Raw genomic sequence first — 24,716 nt, 5'->3', positions numbered from 1 at the left:
AAAATAAAGAATATGAATGATTGTGTCTCTGAAAGTGTGAACAAATTAAAGAAATATAGTTTAACTTACTTCCTAGAACTGGTTCACACTATGTTTACAAAGCGTTCGGAGTCCTCGTAAAAAACTTTGGGTGTAACCGATCAATCCAATTAACTCGAAGGAAATAATAGCTATATAGAGATACAAAAAAAGAGACTGGATATTCAGCCCCTTTTGTTTATCATTCTTATTCATAGAAACAGCCAAGACGCTCTTGATCTTCTCCCTTTATCCTACGGCTAACAAGCAAAAACATCGAAGCCCATTTTTGATTTCTACGAACTTACTTTCCCTGATCTTCCTTAAAAGCAATAGCATCGATTTGAAAAAGAATGCCTACCTCTCCAGAATGAGCGAAAGCTGTCTGAATTGATTTTCTAACCGGAAATTTCCCATGGAAGGTTTCTTTTAAGAGCTTCTCCATCACTGGAATATCAAACACATCTTTAAAAAGTACATCCATTTGAACCACATTTGCAAATGTCAAATCGACTAATTTCAAACGTTCTTCTAAATGATTCAATGCCCCTACAATCTGTTGCTCTATTGGCTGCCCGATGTTCCCCACGCAATAGCCCACGAAAACAAAATTTCCCGCTTCAATCACACCTGAAAGTGCCCAGTCCTCATTGATATCGTATCGCTTCATTCGTTTTGTTTCCCCTTTCTATTTATTTTCATAATAAAAACCATGTCTATTAATTGACTTGGTCATATTATTGCTTTTTTTGTCTTTGAGCGTCAATCCGTACATTCCAACTGATAAATTCCTACTCCACCGAAAAATGCAAGGAATGAGGGGTTGGGGCGATCAATGTCAGCCCGCACCTTTCTTTAAAGTAAGTCTTGCTGTCTTCTTTTGCCACTTGCAAGATTTCCGCTTCAGTAAAAGGCACAACACTGTCACTGCCTCGAAGCTCACTACACTCTAAAATAATCAAAATCTCTGCTTCAAGGGTATTGATTTTCGCAAGCTGTTCGAAAAAATTTTTTTGATTGATTTCTTGAATCGCCATGCGAATTTCTAAACAGTTTCTATGGATTTTTTCTTTGATTTTTCCATACTCATCTTTACTGAAAAGCCGTTCAGATTCCTCAATATAAAAGTTCAAATATTCTTGCAATGTGTGGATTTTAAATGGTTCCTCCATCTCCAGCACCTCCTGTATTTTAATGGTTGATTCTTATGTAAAATGATTTATTCCAGTCTTGTATGTCTGTATTATCACACGGTTTTTAGCTGGAAACGCGTCAATATGTGACTGATTAAATACAAAATACGTCCTGTTATATAAATACTGATTCTAGTTAGTACAGTTCATTTACATAATCACCTTTATCTCCGAACATACTTCGCAAGCTATAGAAGGTGTGACACTGTTGTTCAGCAAATTTCTATCCTCTGGCTATAAAGAAAAACAGGCAGTCCTCTCAGATTTGAGAATACTGCCTGTTTGCTGAATCTTGGGTAAATCAATCATTTTCATTGTATTTTTTATTGGAGGTATTCTGAAATGTTTCCACCGCTTCAATTAGTTCCAGCCACCGGTCACCGGTTGGAAAGCTATTCCACTTAAAAAATTGGACGTTTGGATTTTGGTCCAAAAAGGCTTGCCGATCAACTGGATAATCGGTCACCACAAAATCTGGTTTTTCTGAAACGAAAGCGAGGGTATAGCCAAACCAGCGTTTCAATCGTTCTTTTTGTCTGATTTCTTGAATTTTTCCAAATTTTGATTCATGAAAGATGCGGACTGTCGTTCGATCGATTTTTGCTACAATTGAAAGAAGCATGCTGTATTGAAAAAGCAGTCGATTATTGGAAGCATACATGGTAGTAAAAATTGGGGATTGTTGGGCTAACGATTGGTACATCTCCTGCACGAGTGGAAAAATTTTGGGAAAGACTCTGCGATAATCTTTATCCGTTGTCGTTTTTCCAAAAGCATCAATTTTATTTTTCGACGCAAAGAGGAGTGACACAGAATGAATGTTCAAGGCATTAACGAAAAGATACTCGATCTCCCCTTCAGGGACGAGAAAGATCTTCTGAGCAGTTTTTGCAAACAGTCTTGCTGTTGCAATTGATCCTTCCGAGAAGTGATCAACAACTCTTAGTTGGCTAGGAATCTCTTCAGGCAAATACGTCGTCATCACAGAAAACATATAATATAAGAAGAGAAACTCTGTTTCTGGAACGTCACTTAGAATCAAGTTAGCGTTTAGCAATGGTTTTATGAGCTCTTCTTTGAATTGCTCGTAGGAAATCGTGTGATGGACCATTTTCTTCATCTCTTGAGGAATCTCTTTTACCGGAAAACCTCTTTTAAAACGATAAAGACTTAGTGCAAGCAGTTGGATAAATTTTTCCTGATCGATACCACGATAAAAACTAGGATAACTTGTCAACTTCTCCTTCAATGCACGAACACTTTGCTTCGACAATCCAATATAACGCACATTCGTCGCATCATAGATCTGCCAATACATGATATGGAAAAAATGACGAATTCGGTATTCTTCCGCTACAAATAACGGTTTCTTTTTTAAATTCAATTTGATTTGATAATTCTCAAGAATCGTTTCTACTTCCTTGAGCTTTCTTTGAACCGTGCGATTACTGACATAATGTTGTTGGGCGGTTTCTTCCAAAGACACGTATTTATCACTAAAGAGTCTGTCTAAAATTTGAAATGGCATACTTTCTGCTAACATAACCGAATAGAATTTTGACAACAAAAAATTAGGCGCAAAATCAAGGGCTAGCTCCCTTCCTTCTCGCATGTCGATTTCAAAAAAAGGGTATGATTTTTGTAAGTCTCTTGCACGCTCAAAAACTAAAACGATTCTTCTTTTTGATAAATGCACATGATCCGCAAGGTCACTCAATAGTTCACGATCAATGGCATGTTCAAAAAAATACGCAAATAGCTCATAGACATCTTGATCCAATTTAGTTAAAAGAAATTTATACATAGTAATACCTCTTAACTTTAGTTTTACAGTAATTATACTCTTTTAAACGTACATTTTCATTTCCTAGGTGTTGATTCATTCGTTTCTCTCAATGAAACATTCTTGCTAAATAATTCTGTTATTCGAGATTGTCTTGGAACGTTAGTCTGATAAAGAATCAGAGTCTCAAATGATCAGAAATTCTTTGAGCTACTGGGAATAGTCAGATAAAATCCATTCAAAGATTAAGGAGACGAGGAAACCGTCCAATCCATCCTACAAAAAAGGAGTGGATCGCCCCACTCCATAAAAGGTTAACTTTTTAAACCAATCGTCCATTCTGGACATATTTTACTCTTTATAGAGAAGCTTTAATTCTCAGTTTTTCTTTTTCTTCGCCAAATTGCTAAGAAAGAAAATAGAACAATGATCGTTCCCAAAAAGCCCATGATTCGTTGACCTGTTAGTTGCTCTCCTGTGGCAGGTAATTTACTTTTCCCGTTGGTTTGTGTGTTGGTTTGTGTGTTCATTTGATTGTCTTTGTTTCCTGATTTATCCTCTTTTTCTGCTTCAGGGGTTTTGTTTTCTGCTTCAGGGGTTTTGTTTTCTGCTTCAGGCGTATCTGCTCCTGAATCATCCTCTGGTTTATTCTCTTTTTCAGCACCGTACACATAGATGACTTCTTGTGCGGTAGTACTGAACATCCCTTTGGCATTGCTTGGTATTTGAGAAACCGTCCAGCCTGAAAGTTCTTTGGCTTCACTCTCATACGGCAAACCTACTTTGCCGTTCAGAATCGTTGGTTCGGCTAACTGATTGCCTTCTGTATCTTCGTATTTTACCGTCACTGGTGCGGCATCACTACGTTCGTACACATAGACCACTTCTTGCGCGGTGTCACTGAAGATGCCTTTGGCATTCGCTGGCGTTTGAGTCACCGTCCAGCCTGAAAGTTCTTTGGCTTCACTCTCATACGGCAAACCTACTTTGCCGTTCAGAATCGTTGGTTCGGCTAACTGATTGCCTTCTGTATCTTCGTATCTTACTGTCATTGGTGCGGCATCACTACGTTCATACACATAGACCACTTCTTGCGCGGTGTCGCCGAAGATGCCTTTGGCATTCGCTGGCGTTTGAGTCACCGTCCAGCCTGAAAGTTCTTTGGCTTCACTCTCATACGGCAAACCTACTTTGCCGTTCAGAATCGTTGGTTCGGCTAACTGATTGCCTTCTGTATCTTCGTATCTTACTGTCACTGGTGCAGCATCACTACGTTCATACACATAGACCACTTCTTGCGCGGTGTCACCGAAGATGCCTTTGGCATTGTCGGGTGTTTGGGCTACATACCAACCAGAAATAGATTCTGACTTGCTCTCATACGGCAAACCTACTTTGCCGTTCAGAATCGTTGGTTCGGCTAACTGATTGCCTTCTGTATCTTCGTATCTTACTGTCACGGGTGCGGCATCACTGCGTTTGTATACATAAACGACTTCTTGCGAGGTATCACTGAAAGTACCTGTTTTATCCCCTTGGATTTCTTTCAATGTATAGCCAGCAATCGGCTCTTCTTGTGTCGTATACGGTTCACCAACAACCCCTGATAAAGTGACGTCTGGTAACAATGTCTTTTTATTTTCATCAACATACTTGACGGTCACATCTTCTGCAGTATTCACATACTTCACTGGTATTTGATAATTCACTAAATATTGAATGGTACCTGTACTAGCAGCTCTCTCGGTGGATAAACGATTAGGTACAAGAGAAGTGATTGATAAATAATCAACATTGGCGGGAATATGTTTAAATTGAATCCCTTCTTCAGTAAGTTCAAACCCATCATTTTCATATAAGGGAAAGATATAGCCATTTTTATCTATCCCCCGAATCGAATAAGAATACTTTTTGTTGGACAAAGAAGAGAGCAACGCATTTCCTTGGGTATCAACCATCATACGGTCTTTATAAAGAACATCAGATTGGCCGTCTTTTACTAACATTGGCTCTAATAGTATTTTCTCCTGAGTCATAATAGATAGTTGGGAATTTTGATGGTGTTCTGCAGATAGCTCTAACTTAGAAAAATCCGTCATGCTACTTGCATAGACCGTCAGATAATCTGTAACCCATCCACTAAGATATTGACCAACCCCAATTAATTCTTGGGCTGTCAAATAGGCATCATAATTTCCTATGTGGATATTTGAAAAAGATCCTTTTGGAAAAATTTGTGCTAGTACATTAGGACGGGTAAACAATGTTGCATTGTCCGCCATAGTGATTTTGGGAACATTCGCAGCAATAATAGACGTCGTATATAACGCTTGTAAGTTGCTAGCGTATTCTAAGCCAGTAAAATCGACTACTGTGTCTTTAACTAAAGAAGAAAAATCTAGCTGTTTTAGATTCGCCATATCTTCTTGAGTGATTGTATCAACTGTTTTGTTTAGCCCTTTCGCTACCTCATTTTGCAAATTCTTATCCGGCATCCAAGCGTCCAATGAAACGCTGCGATCAGAGAATGCCTCCTTCATTTCTGCTGACGATTCGGTTGCCGAGCTAGCTGTGTCTTCACTTGAATCAGGGAGTTTTTTTTCTGTCCTTTCCGTCAAGTCATTTTTCTCATCATCATTAAACACTTCTTGCGATTCTGAGTTACTTGTGGTGTCCCCGTTGATTTCTTCTATACGAGAAGAATCGACTGTTTCAGTAGTCTCCTCCACTTTTTCTAATGTTCCTAGTGTCGTTATTTCCTTGTTTGATGGAATGGTTTCCTGTTCCTCAGCCATAACTTGTGCCAAAGGTGCCAACACAGGCTGACTTAACAAGATCGCCAATGACAAATAGCCCCAAAATTTCCTTTTCATAACATTCTCCTTTTATATTCGTTTAAATACGATACGCTTTCCTATCTTTCACCTATCTACAAACTTCGCCTTCTGATGATGGTGACGACTTGTTAATTACAACTTTTAGACACAGGATGCTCCTGTTCATTTTGATAGTATTACATGGTTCATCATTCTGAACACGTCAACATTTGTATCAGAAATGACCAAACTTGTCAGGTTTCAACGAACAGGTTATTCAAGCAATCAGATCGTTCACTTAACCTACTTCTTCATGCTCCAAGCTTGGACTCGGTCAGCGTTCCAATCACTGATTTAAATTGTTATTTTTACACACATAAAAAGAGACACATAACATGCATCTCTTTAGGCGCCCCATTGTAAGTTCAGTCTATTATTGATTTTTTACTAGTTATCCCGATACTCGATCGTCAATCCTTTTAAAAAGTTGCGGGCATATTTGTCTAAGCATGGCTTGTAATTGCGATGGCCTTCTTTGCGTAAAATGGCGCCCAGTTCACCTTTTGAAACCGTAACTCCCGCTTGCTCGAAAATGTTCAGCATTTCATCCGTTGTTAGGGAAAGGGCGATTTTTATTTTCTTCAGCATCAAATTATTCACATTGCCATTGTTCAACTCTAAGACAGGTTCTGCAGCATCTGACTTTGTTCCTCGTTGCGAGCGAATCAAACCATTTAAGAAACGCTCAAAGGCTTCATTGGTACACTCAATCTCGTAGGTCTCAGGGTCTTTTTTCTTCAATAATTGTCTTACTTCTTCTTTCGTGAAAGAAGCGCCGCCAAGTTCAAAAATTTTCACCATGTCAGTATCTTTGATATCCAAAGCATAGCGTAAACGCGTCAAGCGATCATTGTGATTCATTCTATACACCATCCATTTCTTAGGTTGATTATAACAAATAAACCTAGACGAGTAATCCCGTTTTCGCTTTTTTACTCTAAGAACCGATTGTTTTCGTTCAAATGTATATCTCTTCTCTCATTCTATTTCCTCCGCTATACTTGATTTAGGGAGTAAATTTATTCTAACAAAACAATAAACAAAAAAAAGCATCTGTTACGATGATGTTTTGGATTGCTTTATTGTTTTTATTTTGTATACAAAAAGGAGAGGAAAGAAATGAAGAAGTATGGGAAATTTTTGGTAATGATTGGGGTATCGACGGTGATTATGTTTTGTATGATGTATTTCAATGTCTATGCCCTCGATCATATTTTTTTCAGCCAAACCCGCCTGTTTATGGCACTTATGATGGGCGCGATGATGGCGATCATCATGCTATTGTTTATGTGGAAGATGTATGACAACAAGAAAATGAATATCAGCATTCTAGTTGTCAGTGTTGTACTCTTTTTTAGTTCACTTTTTATGGTCAGAAGCCAAACTGCCGTGGGAGATACAGCCTGGATGAAAGCCATGATTCCCCATCATTCGATTGCGATTCTAACCAGTAAAAATGCCGATTTGTCTGATCCAAGAGTAAAAGAACTTGCAGAAAAAATCATCGACGCACAGGAAAAAGAAATCAAAGAAATGAAAGAATTGATCGAAGAGTTAGAAAACAAATAGCAATTTTGTGTGCTCACTTAAAGAACCAGCAGATCAACTTTTTCCTCACGGATGAGAAGCCCTTCAAGCAATAGCTGAAGGGCTTCTTTTTTTTCGTCAGCTACTTTCTTTCTACTGAAAAATCCTGACCGTTATTGCATCCGCTCTTGTTTGACTTTCTTATCCACAACATGACGCTTGGTAAGCTCTTGGCGAATAGCCGCTAAATCAATCCCCATTTCTGCCATTAAAACCAATGTATGATACGCCAAATCAGCAATCTCATAAACGGTTTCTTGACGGTCTTCCTTCATCGCCCCAATTACGACCTCGGTTGCTTCCTCGCCGATTTTTTTTAAGATTTTTTCACTGCCTTTTTCAAACAAGTAGCTGGTATAGCTGCCTTCTTGTGGCGTATCTTTACGACCTTTTATCAGCTCATACAACGCATCGATGGTTGGAGAGGATTCTGTACCATAAAGCACTTCTGTAAAGCAGCTTTCTGTGCCTGTATGGCAAGCAGGTCCGTCTTTTTTTACTTTGGCGACTAAGGCATCTTGATCGCAATCTGCTGTCAAAGATACTAAATGCTGGTAATTGCCGCTGGTTTCTCCTTTGCGCCACAATTCTTGACGACTGCGGGAATAAAAGGTCATCAATCGGTCCTTCAAGGTCAAGGTCAAACTTTCTTGGTTCATATAAGCCAAAGTCAAGACTTCATTCGTTTCCACATCCTGCACGATCACTGGAACCAATCCTTGTTCATCAAATCGTACTTGCACCATGTTATCCACTCCTTCTGTTGCCTATCAAAACGCCTACTCTATACGATTCGTACGGGAATATCGACGGCCTGTAATTGTTTTTTCAGCTCTGGGATTTTTACCTCGCCATAGTGAAAAATCGAGGCTGCCAGCCCTGCTTCAATATTTGGCAATTGAAACAGCTCGATAAAATCGGTACTTTTGCCAGCACCACCCGATGCGACGATCGGTAATTTGGTGATTTCGCTGACAGCTTTCAGCAAGTCGAGATCAAACCCCTGCTTCACGCCATCGGTATCCATGCTGTTGATGACTAGTTCACCAGCACCTAACTGCTCAGCTTGGCGAATCCACGCCAATGCTTCTAAGCCTGTATCTTCCCGTCCGCCTTTAGCAAACACATGCCAGTTCTCACCGACTTGGCGAACATCAACGGATAAAACAACGCACTGGCTGCCATAGCGTTTCGCGCCTTCTGCAATCAACTCTGGTCGGCGAAGCGCCCCCGAATTGACGCTGACTTTGTCGGCACCACAGTTTAAGACTCGTTCAAAATCTGCTACCTGATTGATGCCGCCCCCCACCGTCAAAGGAATAAACACTTCTGACGCCACACGCTGCAAAATGTCCGTGAATAAGCCGCGTTCTTCTGCAGAAGCAGTAATGTCATAAAAAACCAGCTCATCGGCGCCTTGTTCATTGTAAAAGCGCGCCAAAGTCACCGGATCATTGACATCTTTTAAGCCAGCAAAGTTGACCCCTTTCACGACTCGCCCATCTCGCACATCAAGGCAAGGAATGATTCGTTTGGCGATCATGACCTTTCCTCCCCTGCTGCTAAGACATCGGCCAATTGGAGACTGCCGTTATATAAGGATTTCCCGACGATCACGCCAGAGATCCCCAACTGTTTTAATCCTTTGATATCTGCCAATGAAGCCACGCCGCCAGAAGCCACGATGTCGCAATCCAATTGATTGAGTTTTTCGTATAAGGGCAGATTGATGCCTTCTCCTGTACCGTCACGCGAGATTTCGGTAAAGATGATCGTTTGCGCGCCCCATGCCACCAATTGTTGGCAAAAAGTAAACGCGTCTGTTGCCGTTTTCTCGAGCCAGCCTTCCACTGCCACTTTTTCTTCCTTGGCATCGACTCCAATGGCGATCTTATTGCCGTATTTCTTGAGCATCGCTTTTGTGAATGCTGGGTCTTTCTGGGCAATCGTGCCGAGGATCACCCGATGAACGCCTGCTGCCAAACAATGCTGGATCGTTTCTTCCTCACGAATCCCGCCGCCAACTTCGACAAACAGATTGGTCTGCTGGACGATATTTTTTGCGACATCAAAGTAATGGAGTTTGCCGGCTTTGGCACCATCTAAGTCGACGAGGTGCAGATAGTTGGCACCCGCTTCTTCAAATGAACGAGCAAATGCCACAGGATCATCCCCAAACACTTCTTTTTGCTCATAGTCTCCTTGGTACAAACGGACCACTTTTTGATCTAACAGATCGATTGCTGGAAAAATTTTCATAGCGGCACCTCCGTAAATGCTTTTAAAATCTTCAACCCGACAGCCCCGCTTTTTTCTGGGTGAAACTGAGTGCCGAAGACATTGTCTTTTTGCACGATACCGGGAATCGCCAGACCATAGTCACTGTCTGCCACGACATACTCTTGGCAATCAGTAGCAAAATAACTGTGGACATAGTAGACAAAGTCTTGTTCCCCTAGCCCGCTGACTAAGGGACTTTCTTTTCTGACAGTCAAACGATTCCACCCAATCTGCGGCACTTTCAGATTCAGTTTGGCTTCTTCAAAGGCACTTTGCATGGAAACGATCCGTCCTGGAATCAAACCGAGCCCCGCATGTGTACCAAACTCCTCACTACTGTCAAACAACAGCTGCATCCCCAAACAAATACCTAAAAAGGGTTTACCAGCTGCTGCCAATTCTTGGATCGGTTCGATCAGCGACAACTCTGCCAACTTTTGACGGGCATCGCCAAAAGCCCCTACGCCGGGTAAAAGAATGCGGTCGGCAGCTTTTAATTCTGCTAGTGAACGCGTGATTCGGCACTCAACACCCAAGAAGTCCAGCGAACGAGACAAGCTGAACAAATTGCCGACCCCATAGTCGATGATTGCTAACATAATACGCCCCTTTCCTTATCTCATCCCTCTGTGTGGAAGATACGTAATCATTTTTCCCTCATGAATCACTGGATCGTCCCTTTGGTTGAAGGGATCTCATCTGGGGCTGCTTGATTGATCGCTACTGCTTCACCTAAAGCACGCCCAAAGCCTTTAAAACAAGCTTCCACAATGTGGTGGCTGTTTTTGCCAGCGATTTGATGGAGATGGATCGTAGCACCTAATTCACGGGCAAAAGCAATGAAAAATTCTTCAACCAATTCCGTATCAAACTGCTGCCCGATTTTTTTGCTCGGTATCGCCAACTCTACGACTGCCATGCCACGACCGCTAATATCGATCGCTGTCATGACTAAGGCTTCGTCCATCGGCAGCAGCATACTGCCATAACGTTTGATGCCTCGTCGCTCCCCAAGACTTTCTGAAAACGCTCGGCCAATGGCGATGGCAACGTCTTCTGTTGTGTGATGGGCATCCACTTCTGTATCGCCATCACAAACCAACGTCAAATCAAAGCGACCGTGGCGGACAAATAATTCCAGCATGTGGTCTAAAAAACCCACACCAGTCTTGATTGATTGCTGACCAGTACCATCGATCGTCAACTGCAGGTGGATCTTGGTTTCCGTCGTATTGCGGGTAACTTCTGCTTTTCTCATTCCTTCACCTCTTCTATGATAGTTGTTAGCACCGTCATCAGTCGTTCCATCTGGGCCTTCGTTCCTACCGTAATTCGTAAATACTCTTTGATGCGGGGCTGATTGAACCAGCGGACGAAGATTTTCTGCTCTTTCAGTGCCTGATACAACTCTTCACCGGCAATCGCAAGGTGCCTTGCAAACAAAAAATTCCCTTGGCTGTCGGTCTGCTCAAAGCCGAATTTCGCTAGGGCTTGCTTGCTCCACTCACGCACGTGGATCGTTGCTTGGATTTTCTCATCGACATACGCTTGTTCCTGCAAAACGGCTGCACCAGCGGCTTGGGTCAAACTATTGACATTGTACGGATTCAAGCTAAATTTCAACCGATTCAAGTCTTGGATCAGTCCTTCATTGGCAACCGCAAAGCCTAAGCGTGCTCCTGCCAGCTGCCGAGATTTCGAAAACGTCCCCACAACCAAGAGATTTGGGTATTGATCGATCAAAGAAACCATTGAAGAGCCGCCAAAATCGATATAGGCCTCATCGACTATCACTAAGCGATCGGGATGCCGTTTTAGAAAGGCACAGATTTCGCTTTGTTCTTGATAAACCCCAGTCGGGGCATTGGGATTGGCAAAAATGACGGTCCCTTTGAGTGAATCGTAGTCCGTTAACGCGATTGAGAAATCTTCTTGCAGCGGAACAACGGTGGCAGCGACTTGGTACAAGGCACTATATACTTGATAAAACCCGTAGGTCACATCGGGAAAGGCGATGCCGTTTTCCGTGAAGCCTTGAAAGAGGTAGGACAAGACTTCGTCACTGCCATTACCGAGAAACAGTTGGGCTGGCGTAACGCCAAGATAGGCAGCCAGAGGGTTTGTCACCACTTCAGCAGCAATATCCGAGTAACGATTCAGCTTTTGGGCGGCATCAGCAACCGCTGCTTGAACACTTGGCGCTGGCGGATAAGGACTTTCATTGGTGTTCAGTTTAATAACGACTTGCTCATCTACTTGTTCCCCCGGTGTATAAGGAGTCAGCTTGTGATACTTTTGATGTAAAAAGGTCATTTTTCTCCCTCTCTTCGTACATTGATCGAACGGGCATGGCCGATCAAGTCTTCGGTTTCTGCGAACAACGCTACGGCTGGACCAGCCGCCTTCATGGCTGCTTCTGGATAATACAAGTAGCTGCTTTTCTTAATAAAATCATCCACTGATAACGGCGAGTAGAAACGAGCGGTCCCTTCTGTTGGTAGGGTATGATTTGGCCCAGCAAAATAATCTCCCAGCACTTCTGGTGTATGATGTCCTAAAAAGACACTGCCCGCATTTTCTACTTGTCCCAACAAAGCAAAAGGATCTGCCACTGCTAATTCAAGATGTTCAGGGGCGATTTGATTGGCAATGGTAAGTGCTTCGGTCAAATCTTTGACTAGGATCAGCTTTCCGCTAGATTCAAGCGCTGCAGCAGCAATCTCTTTGCGGGGCAGTTCCTTCAGCTGCAAGTCAAGCTCTACTTGGACTTGTTCAATCAAGGCTGCTTCTGTTGTGACTAAGATGGCTTGCGCTAAGGGATCATGCTCGGCTTGTGCCAAAAGATCCGCCGCCAGCCAGCGAGGATTTGCGCTGGCATCAGCGAGGATCAGCACATCGCTGGGCCCTGCGATCATATCGATATCAACTTCGCCGTACACCATTTTTTTCGCTGTGGCGACATAAATATTTCCCGGTCCGACGATTTTGTCGACTTTGGGAATTGTTTCTGTTCCATAAGCCAATGCCGCTACGCCATGGGCACCACCGACTTTGTAGATTTCATCCACTCCGGCAACGGAAGCTGCCGCTAAAATAGCAGCCGGAACTTTTCCCTGACTGTCCGTCGGTGTGATCATAACGATTTTTTTGACCCCGGCGATTTTTGCCGGCAGGACATCCATCAAAACCGTACTTGGATAAGCTGCTGTGCCGCCAGGAACATAGACCCCGACTTTTGCTAATGGTAAGACCCGCTGTCCCATCACAACGCCATTTTCCTTCGTCAAGACAAAGCCTTGCTGGACTTGTTTTTGATGAAATGCCAAAATGTTTTCTTTCGCCTGTTCCATCACATTAAGCAGCTCGGGTGAGACGGCATGGACAGCCGCGTCTATCTCCCCTGGACTGACGGTTAAGGAAGACAAGGTCACTTGATCGATTTCCTCAATTAATTGAAACAACGCCTGATCTCCTTGCTGCTGAACACGGGCAATGATTTGGGCGACAACGGTTGAAACATCCTTCGTTTCCGACTGTTTCCTTGCCACAATCGTTTCGATCGTATCTTTTTGGGTCGAAAAAATTCTCATAATTGCTCCCTCACCTTCTCAATCACTGTTTGAATGCGTTCTTGCTTGAAACGCCACGTGGCGTGGTTGATCACTAATCGCGCTGAAGACGGCGCGATGTCTTGGATCACTTCTAAATCATTTTCTTTTAGTGTCGTCCCCGTTTCGACGATGTCAACGAACACATCGGAGAGACCTAATAAAGGGGCCAATTCAATCGATCCATGCAGTTGGATCAATTCCACCGAGCGACCTAACCCTTGATAAAACTGGCGGGTGATCTGCGGATATTTTGTAGAGACCCGCAGCGGTCGGGAGAAATCTTCCTCGAATTCCTTACGCGCCGCTACGGCCAAACGGCAGACCCCCATATGCAAATCAAGAAATTCGATGACTTCCGCCTTGCTTTCCATTAAAATATCTTTGCCTACGACACCGATATCCGCCACTCCGTGCTCCACATAGATTGCTACATCGCTAGGCTTGACTAAGAAAAAGCGCAGCTTGTTTTCTTCATCACAAAAAATTAGTTGGCGATTGTCTTTAAAGACGCCTTGCGCAGCGACTCCGGCTTTCGTGAACAAATCGTATACAGCATCCCCCATACGGCCTTTTGGCAGCGCAATGTTCAAATAGCCTGAACTTTCGTTGTCAGTCGGCAACTTTTGCCCTACATGGTTGAGCTTCATACCAAACCCGATCGCCCCTTGCGCTTTGCCTTGCCGACTCATTAAGCGATCATAACGGCCCCCATATAAAATCGTCTCTCTTGCTTCTTCGATAAATCCTTGAAACAGCAAACCACTGTAATAATCGGCATCATTTAAAATCGAAAAATCTAACCTTATTCGAATGGAGGCTGACAGTTGTTCTTTTTTCAATGCTTGATACAGTTGGTTCAGTTCTGCTAAACCAGCTTGAGCTTGGGGATATTCTGCCAGCAGTTCTTTGGCTTTTTGATACTTGGTTTCAAAATCACCTGACAAACGTACCAGTTTCGCTAATTTTTCAGCTTCTGTTGCTGACAAGCCAGCTTTTTCAGTCAGTGCATCCATGCCATGAGAACTCTTATCCCGCAGGCAGTGCAGTACCTTTTGTCGATCCGCTTCGGGGAAGCGTTGGCAGATGCCATCCAAAATCCCCATATGAGACAGATCCAAGGTCCCTTTTCCCACCTGAGCCAAACTTTCCCAAGCCAGTTTTACAACCTCCAGTTGATCTTCCCATGTGATTTGGTCAATGAGCTCCAAACCGATTTGATCGATCTTTTGGTATTCCCCTGCTTGACGATCCTGTCGATAGACATCCTCCACATAATACACTCTGCGCGCTTCTCCAGAAGGTGTATTTTTGGCAATCGACAAGGTGACATCGGGTTTTAGCGCCATCGTCCTGCCATCCGTGCCTGTAAACGTGATGATGGAAGAACCACGCAAGAACTGATCATTTTGCTGATAGTTGCGATACTCTTCAAAGTTGTTCGAGTGATAAGGTGAAAAATGATGCTGCGTATACAATTTTCTTAATTTCAGTTCGACTTGTTCGGCTGGTTTCAATACATTCCATAACTCTTCCACACTTATCACTCCTATTTCATGCCACTGATTCGGCTTTCTCACTGTTAAAGGCTCGCTTTATCATCGATTCACCATCAGTTTTTCTAATAATACTAATGGTTTTGCCATAAATAAGCAATGGTATTTTTCGAAATATTCTGGAATTTTAGTCGATTTCAAGAGAACATAGCGATGTCGTTTCTTTGTTGACGATTATTCCATCGAAACTGGAAGTCAGTTTTCCTTTCTTAATGAAGTAACTTAGTACTTGTGCATCCTCCATCACTTAGTTGCACAACCATAAAAAAGTCCGAAATATACGACCATCTTGTTTCAGAAACTCGTTATCGATTACTCTATCCTTTGTACCGTACAAAGAATTGGCGCAAATGAAGCGATGATATGACAATCACCCAAAACGTTCATTGTTGTACTTATCGCTTATATTGCGGCACAAAAAGCACACTCAGAAGAATCAGAGAAAACAGCTAAATAGTACATGCTCTATAGCTTAATAAGGAGAGAAAAGTAAATGAACAAACTTATAGGAAAACAAATCTCATGGAACAACGCTTTACTAGGAACAGTCCTCGCAGGTATCGGTTTGGTCGGTCTTTTGTATGCCCCTGCCATCGTCAGCATCTTCTCATTATCGATTGCCAGCTATTTGGCATTACGGCTGGTTTACGGTAATGAGGCAGTCAAGCAGCTATTTGGAAAACCCATCGCGCCAGTGAATACGATCAGCAAGTATGTTCTTTTAAACATCCTGATCAGCTTCCTCGTTTCTCTCGTTTTGCAATATGGACTAAAATGGGATCTTCACGGAAATCCAGTGAACGAAGGCTTTCAATGGTTGACTCTGCTAGTTATTCCAATCATGTTACTTGGAGAAGAACTCTTTTCTATCTTCTTTTTAGCGATCTTTTCTAGTAAATGTACCTTGCCAATTGCCAGCATCCTTTCCGCGATCATCTTTGGCTTGGTTCATTACAGCACTTATGACAACGGCAATGTTTTCCATACCTTGATCCATATTCTTTTCATTCAAGGAGTGGCGCGCTTGCTATTTAACCAAGCTGCTATCAAGAGCAACTCGATCCTGACTAGTTGGGGCACACATGTCTTGTTCGACCTGTTTGCTATTTTAGTGGCTTATCTGACTGCTTGAGAAGAAAGAAAAAGACTGATTCAATTGGAATCAGTCTTTTTTGATACAACAAATAGTTACTTGTGTGCCCCTCCTTGAAAGGACGCATTGATCGCTTTTGTGCCTTTCACAAGGTTGGGTGTTTGTTCTATTCGCTGCGTTTCATAAGAAAATGTTCTTACTTTTTAAAGGGTTCCTCTTTTACTTTCTCACAAATTTCTGCCTCACTGTACACCTTCATCAGCCGTTTGACTTCGCCTTCGATGTTGAAGCGCAAGGCTTCTGTCGCCTTCAGATTTTTCAATGCTTGTTCAAGATAACAAAAAAAGGTTGTTTCCTTCATTCAACTCAGCCTCCTTGTCAATCGTTGGTTTTACCGATCAGTTTAACAACATCGCTCAACTCCTGGTCAATCCCTCTAGGAAACAAAAGGATTGTGCAGACATCTGCTTCTTAGTGGTTACACCAGACCGTGCTTTTGGAGTGCTTGCGCAATCCCGCCGTCTTCTGGTCGAGCCGTCACCTCGTCAGCTACTGCCAATAGCTGTTCACAGGCATTGCCCATTGCAATTCCCGTCGCAACGGCTTCAAACATTTCGACATCATTATGGCCATCACCAAACGCCAAGGTATCTTTGTTATCGATCCCTAGATGGTTCAAGAGAAAATCGATGGCTGTTTTCTTGTGGATATTCTTGATGCCGATCTCGCCGCTATCTTTGCCAAAAACAGGTACCGTACTGCGAATCATTTGGAATTGTTCGTGGTATTGGTCATGGACCTGTTCATAAGGAATGGAATGATTGATGAAGGAAACTTTGTTCACGTCATCGTAATCGATTTTCGCTTCGTCCTCAATCAGTAAATCAAGGAACCACTGAATAGTTTGAACCCGCTGTTTTCCTGCTTCACTTTCAACAGACTCACCTGCTAAGACGATCTCCAGCAAACGATTTCTTAGATTGGTACTTGTAAATAAACCTTGGTTCGATTCCAAGTAATACTCGATTTGGTTTTCTTTTAAGAAATCAATCAATCTTAATAAAGCTTCTTTTTCAAAAACTTTGTGCAAAATCACCTCATTATGCACCTCACAATAACCGCCGCCGGCACCAATCATCCCACTTAGGGGCAGTGCCAACACGTCTTCTGTAATTTCGGCCTTTGAACGACCGGTACATAAGAAAAATTCATGGCCTTTCTTATGTGCCGCTGTGATCGCTTGGCGTGCACTTTCTGGTACATTTCCAGCATCATCACATAATGTTCCATCTACATCTAAAAAGACAATTTTTTTCGTCAAATCATTCCCTCTTTTCTCACTCAATCAATAAAGCGCTCACATGAACGTACTTGCCGAACACAAGGTGTCAAGATCAGCTCCTTAGAATTAGTATAACAAATCACAAGGAAAGTGCGCTAGACTATTTTACTAGATCATAAGATGGGATTCTGTTATTGTGATCCCTCTTTCTATTCCTCTACTCCCGTGTTCATCGCGTTATTGCTCCATGTGTTCTTTCTTGAGATGGTTGAATTATCCTAAAATATGCTTACTCCTCACTTAAATAAATTAAACTCCATTTTGGTACTTGATTGTTTTTTTGACCTGTAAGCTCGCGATAATAAGATTTTTTATCATTTTTGATCATACAAATAATTTCATGATCATCCATACAAAACTCTTTGCATAGGTTTGTTCTACTATTTTCAAAAAGTTCCAGTAAAATTTGAATCTGCGCATCTATTGCTAGAAGTGCTTTGAGCTGAACAAATAAACTCTTTGATTGATCATAGTAAATGTGCTCAAATTCATCACAGAGTTCTTGATAATAATGAAAGATTTTTGGGTAATCAGTCAATACCCCTACACTTAGCAACACTTCTTTTGAATAACACAAATAGTCTTTCGGTTCCTTGATATTTTCTGATATCATATCCTTACTCCTTTACATCTATGTTTTTTTGGTGAAAGTAGCGCTATCCCTTCTGCTCGCTTTGATTTTCTTCCGATAGGTTTTTTAATTGAAGCTTAGCTGTCCAAAAACCACTAAAAATGATTGGGTCTTTAGCTCTTACCAATGCAGACACATTAAGAAAATCAGTTACGCCTATTATAGTTTCCCTTTCAGATTCTCTTATAATTACTTTTTATTAAATAAAAGAAATAAGAGTGAAAAAGAGGCGGCCCCGTTCCCTTCTGCTAAAAAGTAGTGCCCGAATGCAACTAGATCGTCTCTAATGACAAGAAAATGACTATAATATCCATAAAAATCAACAGATAGCTAAAATTGTTGCTTCATGTAAATAGACGCCCCATATCCATACCAACAAAAAAAACCAATAATCGAATCTATCGATCATTGGTCGAAACCTCAAATATACTGCTGGAAGAAGACGTTCAGTCCATTCTATTTTTCACGCTACAGATCAAAAATAGAAATGATTTTTAAACTGTATCAGTAAAAATAGATCAAGCATAGATATAATCTAAAATATCCTGCGGCGCTTCTGCCAAAGCATCTGGTTTGTCAGCGGAAAGTTTTTTCGCATCGTGGCTGCCCCAGGTAACAGCGATGGTTTTGACACCGGCTGCTTTGCCCATCTGGATATCAAAAATAGCATCTCCTACCATGATCGTCCTTGTCGGATCAAACTGATACTGAGTTACTACTTTATTGATTCCTTCTGGATGAGGCTTGTAGTGGGACACCGCATCTGAGCCGATGATTTCTTCAAAGAACGCCACCAGGTTCTGAGCAGCCAAATTTCGTTTGACGACCGCTGTCTTCTTACTTGAAACCACGAAACAAGGAACCTTTCGTTTCATTAAGATTTCTAGGACATGGGGAATTTCAGGAAATACGTTCAAGGTACTTTCCTCGTATGTTTGATAATAGGTACGAAAAACCCGAATCAGTTCCGTTGCTGTTTCTTGATCCAATGGCTGTTCTGACATTTTAAAAAACGATTCTTCGATCGGTATCCCCATGTAATGTTCAATGACTACCTCACTCGGTACTTTGAGTCCCATCTCTGTAAAAGCTGCTTTTGTCGCCTTGATGCTGCATTCTCTCGAATCTAATAGGGTTCCGTCTAAATCAAATATCACACACTCAATCTTCTTCACGACATTTCCTCCTCTGAAAGATACTACAGCACGTTTCTCCAAAGTGCTTTTTAAATCCTGTAGTATTCCTTTTCATTACTGATTATCTCTATTTTAACACTAAAAAAAATCATTATCATAATTTTAGATACCGTCATTTATTTAATACTAATATTTTTATATAAAAAACGACTCAATTTGAAAACAGAGTCGTTTCTACCTGAAAAGCAGTCGAAGCTACAAAGAGGTCTATTCGTGAGAAATAAGACTTCGATGCTCTTTTGATCACACAATTTTCTTTTTATTGTAAGATATAGCCTTTGCCCCAAGCGGTACGAACCCGTTTTTCAGTGTAGTCGTATTCATCTAATTTTTCATTGATTCGTTTCGCTAATATCGACAACTGAGATTTTCTTGAATTTGTTCCACCATTTCCCCAAATTTTCCAACATAGGTCTTCTCGATTGATAAATTGCTCTTCTCCTAAATTGTTAAAAAAGATCTGTTCTTGCAGACTAAGAAATTTAGGAAAGGATTCTTTCGTGACGGATGCTTTTTCTAACTTACGACTAATTGGTGGTAGTGCAGCCAAAAATTCTCTCAGCTCGACAAAAGAGCGATTCAGGTACGTGGCATTTTCAGCTTTTTCCATCCTACCTTCTTGTTCAATATTCCCTGGCAAGATACGGACGATTCGTTTTTGATAATAAGGAGCCAACGCCTGATTGATCAATAAAAATTCTGGATCTGCAATCGTTTCACTGACAAATAAGCAGTCAAATAATTTGGCGCTTTCTATCAACCATTCCGCCTCTTCTGTATTTTTCCCTACGAACACTTCATGACTCAAAATCTGTAACTCCCGCTGCAAATCAATCTCATATGATATATTTTTCGTCAGTATAATAATTCTCATGACACATCCTGCTTTCTTTCCCTTTTATTCAGAAATCATCTACTGAATCCTTTCCGACTCATTTCTGAATGCTTTATGTTGACATTATTACTTATTTTTATCAGCTTGAGGTGTCATTTTTTGTTCATAAATGATAGTCTACTGTCATGTTTTGTTGGAAGGAGCACCATTCGTTTCATGATTCGTTTTCTCGAGAGCTAATAAAAAAGCAACCTGTTGGTCAGGTTGCCTTATTAGTCATTTTGATTTTCTTTTTGCTGCTCCCACTTCAAATCTAACAGCTCCAGCATTTCATGGTAGGCGGTTTCTATGCGCTGTCGTTTTTCTTCAGGAACACGTTTGGCGTATTGTCCATCCGGTAGATAATCTTCGGCCAAGTAAACTTGAAAATCAAAGGCCTGTAAGACGCCGTATTCTGGATCATAATAGGTACGATCAGGGATCGGCTCTTTGGAGACCCAAGTTGGATGTAAGGCAATCTTACTTAAATAGGTCCGAGCTCCCTGTTTGGTGATCTCAACTTCTGGAATGACGCCGCGTTCGGTCCAATAGTTGTTATTGACGGTTTCATAACGTTGATTCGACAATAAGTTCCCCATTGAATAAATGATAAATTTCTTTTCACCGTCCTTTTCGATGATTTCGGTTGGTTCTGCTACATGCGGATGGCCGCCGAAAATAATATCAGCACCAAAATCAATCATCTTCCGATAAACAGTTTGTTGTTCTTCCGTTGGTTCTAAAGAATACTCGACACCAGACTGAGGCATCACGATGGTGATATCCGCCAAGGTTTCCGCTTCTTTGATCTCTGCTTCCACTTTATCGAGGGACAAGTCTTTCAAAAAGGTGTCATACTCTGCTTGAGTTAAGCTTTCTTCAAGTCCATTGAAGCCATAGGCATAGGCCAAGAGAGCAACTTTGATCCCGTTGACTTCTTTGACCAAAATTCCACTATTGTCGACCGTGACACCAATCGTTGCCAACCCTTGATCGTGAAAAGCAGCCGCCGTTGTTTTGACTCCTTCGATTCCCGTATCTAAGATATGATTATGAGCAAGATCGATCACATCAAAGCCAGCGTCTTTGATGCTGGCAACGGCATCGATAGGCGCGTTGAATAAGGGAAAACCGCCAAGCGGTTTATTAGGATTGATGGTTCCTTCAAAATCACCCAGAGCAAGATCCGCCGATGCAATTAACGGTTTGACTTGCTCAAAATCATTGTCAAAATCATAACGCTTTCCATCGTAAGCGCTTAAATAAACAGGTGTATGATAAAGCATATCGCCACTAGCTGTCACTGTGATGGTTTTTACTTTTGGCTTTGTTTCGGTAGAACTACTTGATTCTTGCATTGGCTTTGTCGATTCTGCTGTAAGACGCTGTTCGGGGATGCTTGTCGCTTGAATCACTAGATAAATCACTCCAAGTATGATTGCCAGCAACGCTGTACTTAACCCCACAATGATCCGCTGGTGTTTCTGACGCTCCCGTCTTCGTTGTTGTCTCATGCCCTCACCCTTTCACTCTGCTTTATCAAAAACCTATCTTCGTTTACGTTCTAACGAGATTCCCTGCTCCCTTTCCTGCGAACCTCACTAAATAATATCTTTTTATTAAATAATTATACTATATTTGAGATTCCTTTAATAGGTCGTTTTGTAAAGAATAAAAAAACAGCCCGATCGTGATCGAACTGCTTTATTCTTTTCTGAGTTGTTTTATTCGTTTCTATAGTAGTTCTGACATCAGAAGTTTTTCCTTTCTGCTGTCATCCGCTACTTTGCTTCCTCATGCTTCACGGGACAACTGCTGTGGCAATCAGAACAATGATCCTTTTTCACCATGCGGTACACCACACGACCGCCATAGCCAAAAATCAGTCCGCTTAGTATTACTGTAGCAATCATTTTTCGCCTCCTACGACTTGGATCAAGGGCGCACTCCCTCGGAATGGTTTCTTCACCAGAGCAAATACTAATAGACCAGCAATGACTATTGCCGCAAAAACACCTAGCGTGAGGTGTCCGCCTTCAAAGATGACGTGTCCGAATTGGTACACCAGAAAACTGGCGCAGTACGCCAAGCCGCATTGATAGCCAATGGCTAACCACGTCCACTTGCTGTCCCCCATTTCACGGTGGATAGCACCGATGGCAGCAAAACAGGGGGCACATAGTAAATTAAAGACGAGGAAAGAGTATGCCGCCACAGCAGTGTAATCGCCGCGCAACACTTGCCAAATCTCCGTCCCACTTTCTGACAACTCACCGGTTTGTCCGTAGAGAATCCCGAATGTGCCGATCACATTTTCTTTGGCCACCAAGCCAGTGATCGTCGCCACGGCGCCTCGCCAAGTTCCCCAGCCTAGGGGAGCGAAGAGGGGCGCCAAAAGTCGACCGAAAAAGGCCAAAATGCTTTGGTCTTCACTGACCCGCTGCAAGGTAAAGCTGTAGCTGGAGGTAAACCAGACAAAGATACAAGCTACAAAAATTATCGTACCGGCTTTTTTTACAAAAGCAACGACTCGATCACAGGCACTTTTCAAAATCGTTGTGAGCTGCGGCAAATGATACGCTGGCAGTTCCATAATGAATGGTGCCAGATCACCTGCAAAAAGCGGCGTTTTTTTCAAGACGATCCCTGAAAAAATCACAGCGCCCATGCCGACAAAATAGGCCGATGGTGCGACCCAACTATAATGAGGGAAAAAGGCACCCGAAATCAATGCAATGATCGGCAATTTGGCAGAACAAGGCATAAAGGTCGTGACCATCACCGTCAACCGACGATCCTTTTCGTTTTCAATCGTTCGGCTTGCCATCACCCCCGGCACGCCGCAGCCTGTGGCAATCAACATAGGGATAAACGACTTGCCGGATAGACCAAATTTGCGAAACAACCGGTCCATGACAAATGCCACCCGTGCCATGTATCCACAGTCCTCCAAGATAGCCAAGCAAAAAAACAACACGAAGATCTGCGGCAAAAAGCCTAAGACCGCACCGACCCCTGCCACGATGCCATCCAAAATCAATTCTTGCAGCCACTGGGCGACCCGCAGCTGTTCTAGCCAGTGCGCTGCTGTTTCGGGTATCCAGCTGCCAAATAATACATCATTGACCCAATCGGTGCCGATCGTGCCAATCGTCTGAATCGATAAATAGTAGATTCCCCACATAATGAAGGCAAAAATTGGTAGCGCCAATACGCGATGGGTCAACACGCGGTCGATTTTGTCGCTGAAGGCTAAGTGCTGATCTGTTTCCTTGATGACTGCCAGCGCCAACAATTCTTCAATGAAGCCATAGCGCTCATTGACGAGAATGGCGTCACTGCTGTCTTTAAAGATCATCTCTAAAATCGAAATCGTCTCCTGAATGACTGCTTGCTGGGAATCAGTCAGTTTACACATTGTTTGAATCGCTTCATCTTTTTCGAAGAGTTTTATGGCAAACCAGCGTTTTCGCTGCTGAGGGATCGTCTCTGGCAAAATCGCCATGATCTCGGTCAAGCCAGCCTCTAGACGAGCATCGTAGCGGGGAGGGAGCTGTAGTGTGTTGGCTGCTTGCTTCGCTGCCTCGATCATTTTGGCTAAACCACGTTGTTTCAAAGCACTGATCCCCACTACAGGAATCCCTAATCCGTAAGCCAATTTTTCGAAGTTGATCTGCAAGCCTTTTTTCTTTAATAGATCGATCATGTTGATGGCTGCCACGGTCGGAACATTCATTTCTAATAATTGCAATGTTAAATACAGATTTCGCTCAAGATTAGTTCCGTCAATAATATTGATCACCGCATCCAGCGATGCTTCCATCAAATAATTGCGGGAAATCAGTTCTTCAGGCGTATAAGGTGACAAGGAATAGATCCCGGGCAGATCTTGGATCAGCACGTGCCGGTCTTTTCGCAGTCGCCCCGCTTTACGTTCTACGGTGACACCCGGCCAATTGCCCACTGTTTGTTTGGCACCAGTCAATTGATTGAAAGTACTTGTTTTCCCACTATTGGGATTTCCTGCTAATGCAAATTGATAGGTCATCAAGCTTCGACTCCTTTTTCGATAAAAACCAACGCTGCTTCTTGCTTTCTCAAAGACAATTCATAGCCGCGGAGCCGAATCTCCATTGGATCACCCAATGGAGCCAGTTTCACTACTTCCAAATGAACGTTTTTCGTAAGCCCCATATCCATCAAACGACGGCGCAAAGCACCTTTTGCACCAATCTGATTGACCTTCCCGCTTTCACCAACTTGCAGCTGATCCAAAGAGGTAATGACCGTTTGCTGCTGGATTTCTGTGACATCGATTTGTTCCATGACCCGTGCATCTAAAGCAATCCGCGTCCCTTGGTGCAAAATGATGCCGCCTTTGCGATCTTTTTGCACCACAACGATTTCAACCCCCGTGCGAATGCCAAGATCGTTTAAATGAACCGTGATTTCTTTGGTTGTTGCCAACGAGTCGATTTTGTATGTCCCAGAAGCCCAAGTTTGCGCCATTTTCATTGGTTCTTACTCCTTTTGTGAAGTGTTTTTTAATTAACCTACTTTAATTGAGAATGATTATCATTATAATAGAGCCATTTCCATAGGAAGTCAATCTGTTTTCGACTTAACTTTGAATCTTCCTTCACAATAGAGATTTTTTTTACTCATTTTGATTGCATATC

The 24,716-nt window shown here is 42.4% G+C and carries 24 protein-coding genes; 2 read left to right on the top strand and 22 right to left on the bottom strand.

Annotated features, from left to right (window positions below; translation table 11 throughout):
- Positions 1-322: 322 nt before the first annotated feature.
- From IGI94_RS03600 to IGI94_RS03580, 5 genes are all read right to left on the bottom strand, one after another.
- Positions 323-688, bottom strand: a complete 366-nt coding sequence (locus IGI94_RS03600) for a RidA family protein (protein ID WP_008377153.1) — start codon at positions 686-688, stop codon at positions 323-325.
- A gap of 121 nt (positions 689-809) precedes the next feature.
- Positions 810-1,190, bottom strand: a complete 381-nt coding sequence (locus IGI94_RS03595; protein WP_008377151.1) for a DUF7006 family protein — start codon at positions 1,188-1,190, stop codon at positions 810-812.
- A gap of 322 nt (positions 1,191-1,512) precedes the next feature.
- Positions 1,513-3,015 (bottom strand): helix-turn-helix domain-containing protein, encoded by a 1,503-nt coding sequence (locus IGI94_RS03590; RefSeq protein ID WP_008377149.1) that lies wholly within the window; start codon positions 3,013-3,015, stop codon positions 1,513-1,515.
- Positions 3,016-3,365: 350 nt separating this feature from the next.
- On the bottom strand, positions 3,366-5,867 hold the full coding sequence (locus tag IGI94_RS03585) for a MucBP domain-containing protein (protein ID WP_438899448.1): 2,502 nt from the start codon (positions 5,865-5,867) through the stop codon (positions 3,366-3,368).
- 390 nt (positions 5,868-6,257) lie between these two features.
- Positions 6,258-6,731, bottom strand: coding sequence for a DUF1456 family protein (locus tag IGI94_RS03580; protein WP_086299161.1), 474 nt, complete (start codon positions 6,729-6,731; stop codon positions 6,258-6,260).
- 258 nt (positions 6,732-6,989) lie between these two features.
- Between IGI94_RS03580 and IGI94_RS03575 the strand changes: the two genes are divergently transcribed.
- The gene (locus IGI94_RS03575) at positions 6,990-7,439 is read left to right on the top strand and encodes a DUF305 domain-containing protein (RefSeq protein ID WP_430608125.1); all 450 of its coding nucleotides are present in this window, start codon (positions 6,990-6,992) and stop codon (positions 7,437-7,439) included.
- A 131-nt stretch (positions 7,440-7,570) separates the two neighbouring features.
- Here the strand turns inward: IGI94_RS03575 and hisIE are convergent, their stop codons facing one another.
- The 8 genes from hisIE to hisG form a co-directional block, all read right to left on the bottom strand.
- A complete protein-coding gene (hisIE, locus tag IGI94_RS03570; protein WP_438899447.1) occupies positions 7,571-8,203 on the bottom strand; it encodes a bifunctional phosphoribosyl-AMP cyclohydrolase/phosphoribosyl-ATP diphosphatase HisIE in 633 nt (210 codons plus the stop codon).
- Positions 8,204-8,241: 38 nt separating this feature from the next.
- The gene (gene hisF / locus IGI94_RS03565; protein ID WP_430608122.1) at positions 8,242-9,000 is read right to left on the bottom strand and encodes an imidazole glycerol phosphate synthase subunit HisF; all 759 of its coding nucleotides are present in this window, start codon (positions 8,998-9,000) and stop codon (positions 8,242-8,244) included.
- The gene (gene hisA, locus IGI94_RS03560; RefSeq protein ID WP_301387969.1) at positions 8,997-9,716 is read right to left on the bottom strand and encodes a 1-(5-phosphoribosyl)-5-[(5-phosphoribosylamino)methylideneamino]imidazole-4-carboxamide isomerase; all 720 of its coding nucleotides are present in this window, start codon (positions 9,714-9,716) and stop codon (positions 8,997-8,999) included. Before hisA ends, hisF begins: the two co-directional genes overlap by 4 nt.
- On the bottom strand, positions 9,713-10,336 hold the full coding sequence (gene hisH / locus IGI94_RS03555) for an imidazole glycerol phosphate synthase subunit HisH (protein ID WP_430608120.1): 624 nt from the start codon (positions 10,334-10,336) through the stop codon (positions 9,713-9,715). The genes hisA and hisH overlap by 4 nt, the downstream gene beginning before the upstream one ends.
- 65 nt (positions 10,337-10,401) lie before the next feature.
- The gene (hisB, locus tag IGI94_RS03550) at positions 10,402-10,995 is read right to left on the bottom strand and encodes an imidazoleglycerol-phosphate dehydratase HisB (protein ID WP_430608118.1); all 594 of its coding nucleotides are present in this window, start codon (positions 10,993-10,995) and stop codon (positions 10,402-10,404) included.
- Positions 10,992-12,050: a histidinol-phosphate transaminase gene (gene hisC / locus IGI94_RS03545; protein ID WP_438899446.1), complete on the bottom strand. Its 1,059-nt coding sequence runs from the start codon at positions 12,048-12,050 to the stop codon at positions 10,992-10,994. Before hisC ends, hisB begins: the two co-directional genes overlap by 4 nt.
- A complete protein-coding gene (hisD, locus tag IGI94_RS03540; RefSeq protein WP_438899445.1) occupies positions 12,047-13,327 on the bottom strand; it encodes a histidinol dehydrogenase in 1,281 nt (426 codons plus the stop codon). Before hisD ends, hisC begins: the two co-directional genes overlap by 4 nt.
- Complete coding sequence (gene hisG, locus IGI94_RS03535; RefSeq protein WP_438899444.1) at positions 13,324-14,883, bottom strand: ATP phosphoribosyltransferase; 1,560 nt, start codon at positions 14,881-14,883, stop codon at positions 13,324-13,326. The genes hisD and hisG overlap by 4 nt, the downstream gene beginning before the upstream one ends.
- A gap of 511 nt (positions 14,884-15,394) precedes the next feature.
- Between hisG and IGI94_RS03530 the strand changes: the two genes are divergently transcribed.
- Positions 15,395-16,033: a CPBP family glutamic-type intramembrane protease gene (locus tag IGI94_RS03530; RefSeq protein ID WP_438899443.1), complete on the top strand. Its 639-nt coding sequence runs from the start codon at positions 15,395-15,397 to the stop codon at positions 16,031-16,033.
- A gap of 157 nt (positions 16,034-16,190) precedes the next feature.
- Here the strand turns inward: IGI94_RS03530 and IGI94_RS03525 are convergent, their stop codons facing one another.
- From IGI94_RS03525 to IGI94_RS03485, 9 genes are all read right to left on the bottom strand, one after another.
- On the bottom strand, positions 16,191-16,355 hold the full coding sequence (locus IGI94_RS03525) for a hypothetical protein (protein ID WP_185932223.1): 165 nt from the start codon (positions 16,353-16,355) through the stop codon (positions 16,191-16,193).
- A 117-nt stretch (positions 16,356-16,472) separates the two neighbouring features.
- Complete coding sequence (locus IGI94_RS03520; protein WP_438899442.1) at positions 16,473-17,315, bottom strand: Cof-type HAD-IIB family hydrolase; 843 nt, start codon at positions 17,313-17,315, stop codon at positions 16,473-16,475.
- A 250-nt stretch (positions 17,316-17,565) separates the two neighbouring features.
- Entirely contained in the window at positions 17,566-17,949 is a 384-nt protein-coding gene (locus tag IGI94_RS03515) for a DUF7006 family protein (RefSeq protein ID WP_438899441.1), read from the bottom strand.
- Positions 17,950-18,485: 536 nt separating this feature from the next.
- Complete coding sequence (locus tag IGI94_RS03510) at positions 18,486-19,142, bottom strand: HAD family hydrolase (RefSeq protein WP_176273466.1); 657 nt, start codon at positions 19,140-19,142, stop codon at positions 18,486-18,488.
- A gap of 280 nt (positions 19,143-19,422) precedes the next feature.
- Positions 19,423-20,037: a hypothetical protein gene (locus tag IGI94_RS03505; protein ID WP_005237455.1), complete on the bottom strand. Its 615-nt coding sequence runs from the start codon at positions 20,035-20,037 to the stop codon at positions 19,423-19,425.
- Positions 20,038-20,270: 233 nt separating this feature from the next.
- Positions 20,271-21,551: a CapA family protein gene (locus tag IGI94_RS03500; protein ID WP_438899440.1), complete on the bottom strand. Its 1,281-nt coding sequence runs from the start codon at positions 21,549-21,551 to the stop codon at positions 20,271-20,273.
- A 267-nt stretch (positions 21,552-21,818) separates the two neighbouring features.
- Positions 21,819-21,950: a hypothetical protein gene (locus IGI94_RS03495; protein WP_005237465.1), complete on the bottom strand. Its 132-nt coding sequence runs from the start codon at positions 21,948-21,950 to the stop codon at positions 21,819-21,821.
- A complete protein-coding gene (gene feoB, locus IGI94_RS03490) occupies positions 21,947-24,085 on the bottom strand; it encodes a ferrous iron transport protein B (protein WP_438899439.1) in 2,139 nt (712 codons plus the stop codon). Before feoB ends, IGI94_RS03495 begins: the two co-directional genes overlap by 4 nt.
- Positions 24,085-24,552 (bottom strand): FeoA family protein, encoded by a 468-nt coding sequence (locus IGI94_RS03485; protein WP_005237467.1) that lies wholly within the window; start codon positions 24,550-24,552, stop codon positions 24,085-24,087. Before IGI94_RS03485 ends, feoB begins: the two co-directional genes overlap by 1 nt.
- Positions 24,553-24,716: the final 164 nt, after the last annotated feature.

This window comes from Enterococcus sp. AZ149, assembly GCF_051714285.1.
GTDB lineage: Bacteria > Bacillota > Bacilli > Lactobacillales > Enterococcaceae > Enterococcus_D > Enterococcus_D entomosocium.
Note: the sequence above shows the minus strand (reverse complement) of the source record. Positions and strands in the feature narration are given on the sequence as shown.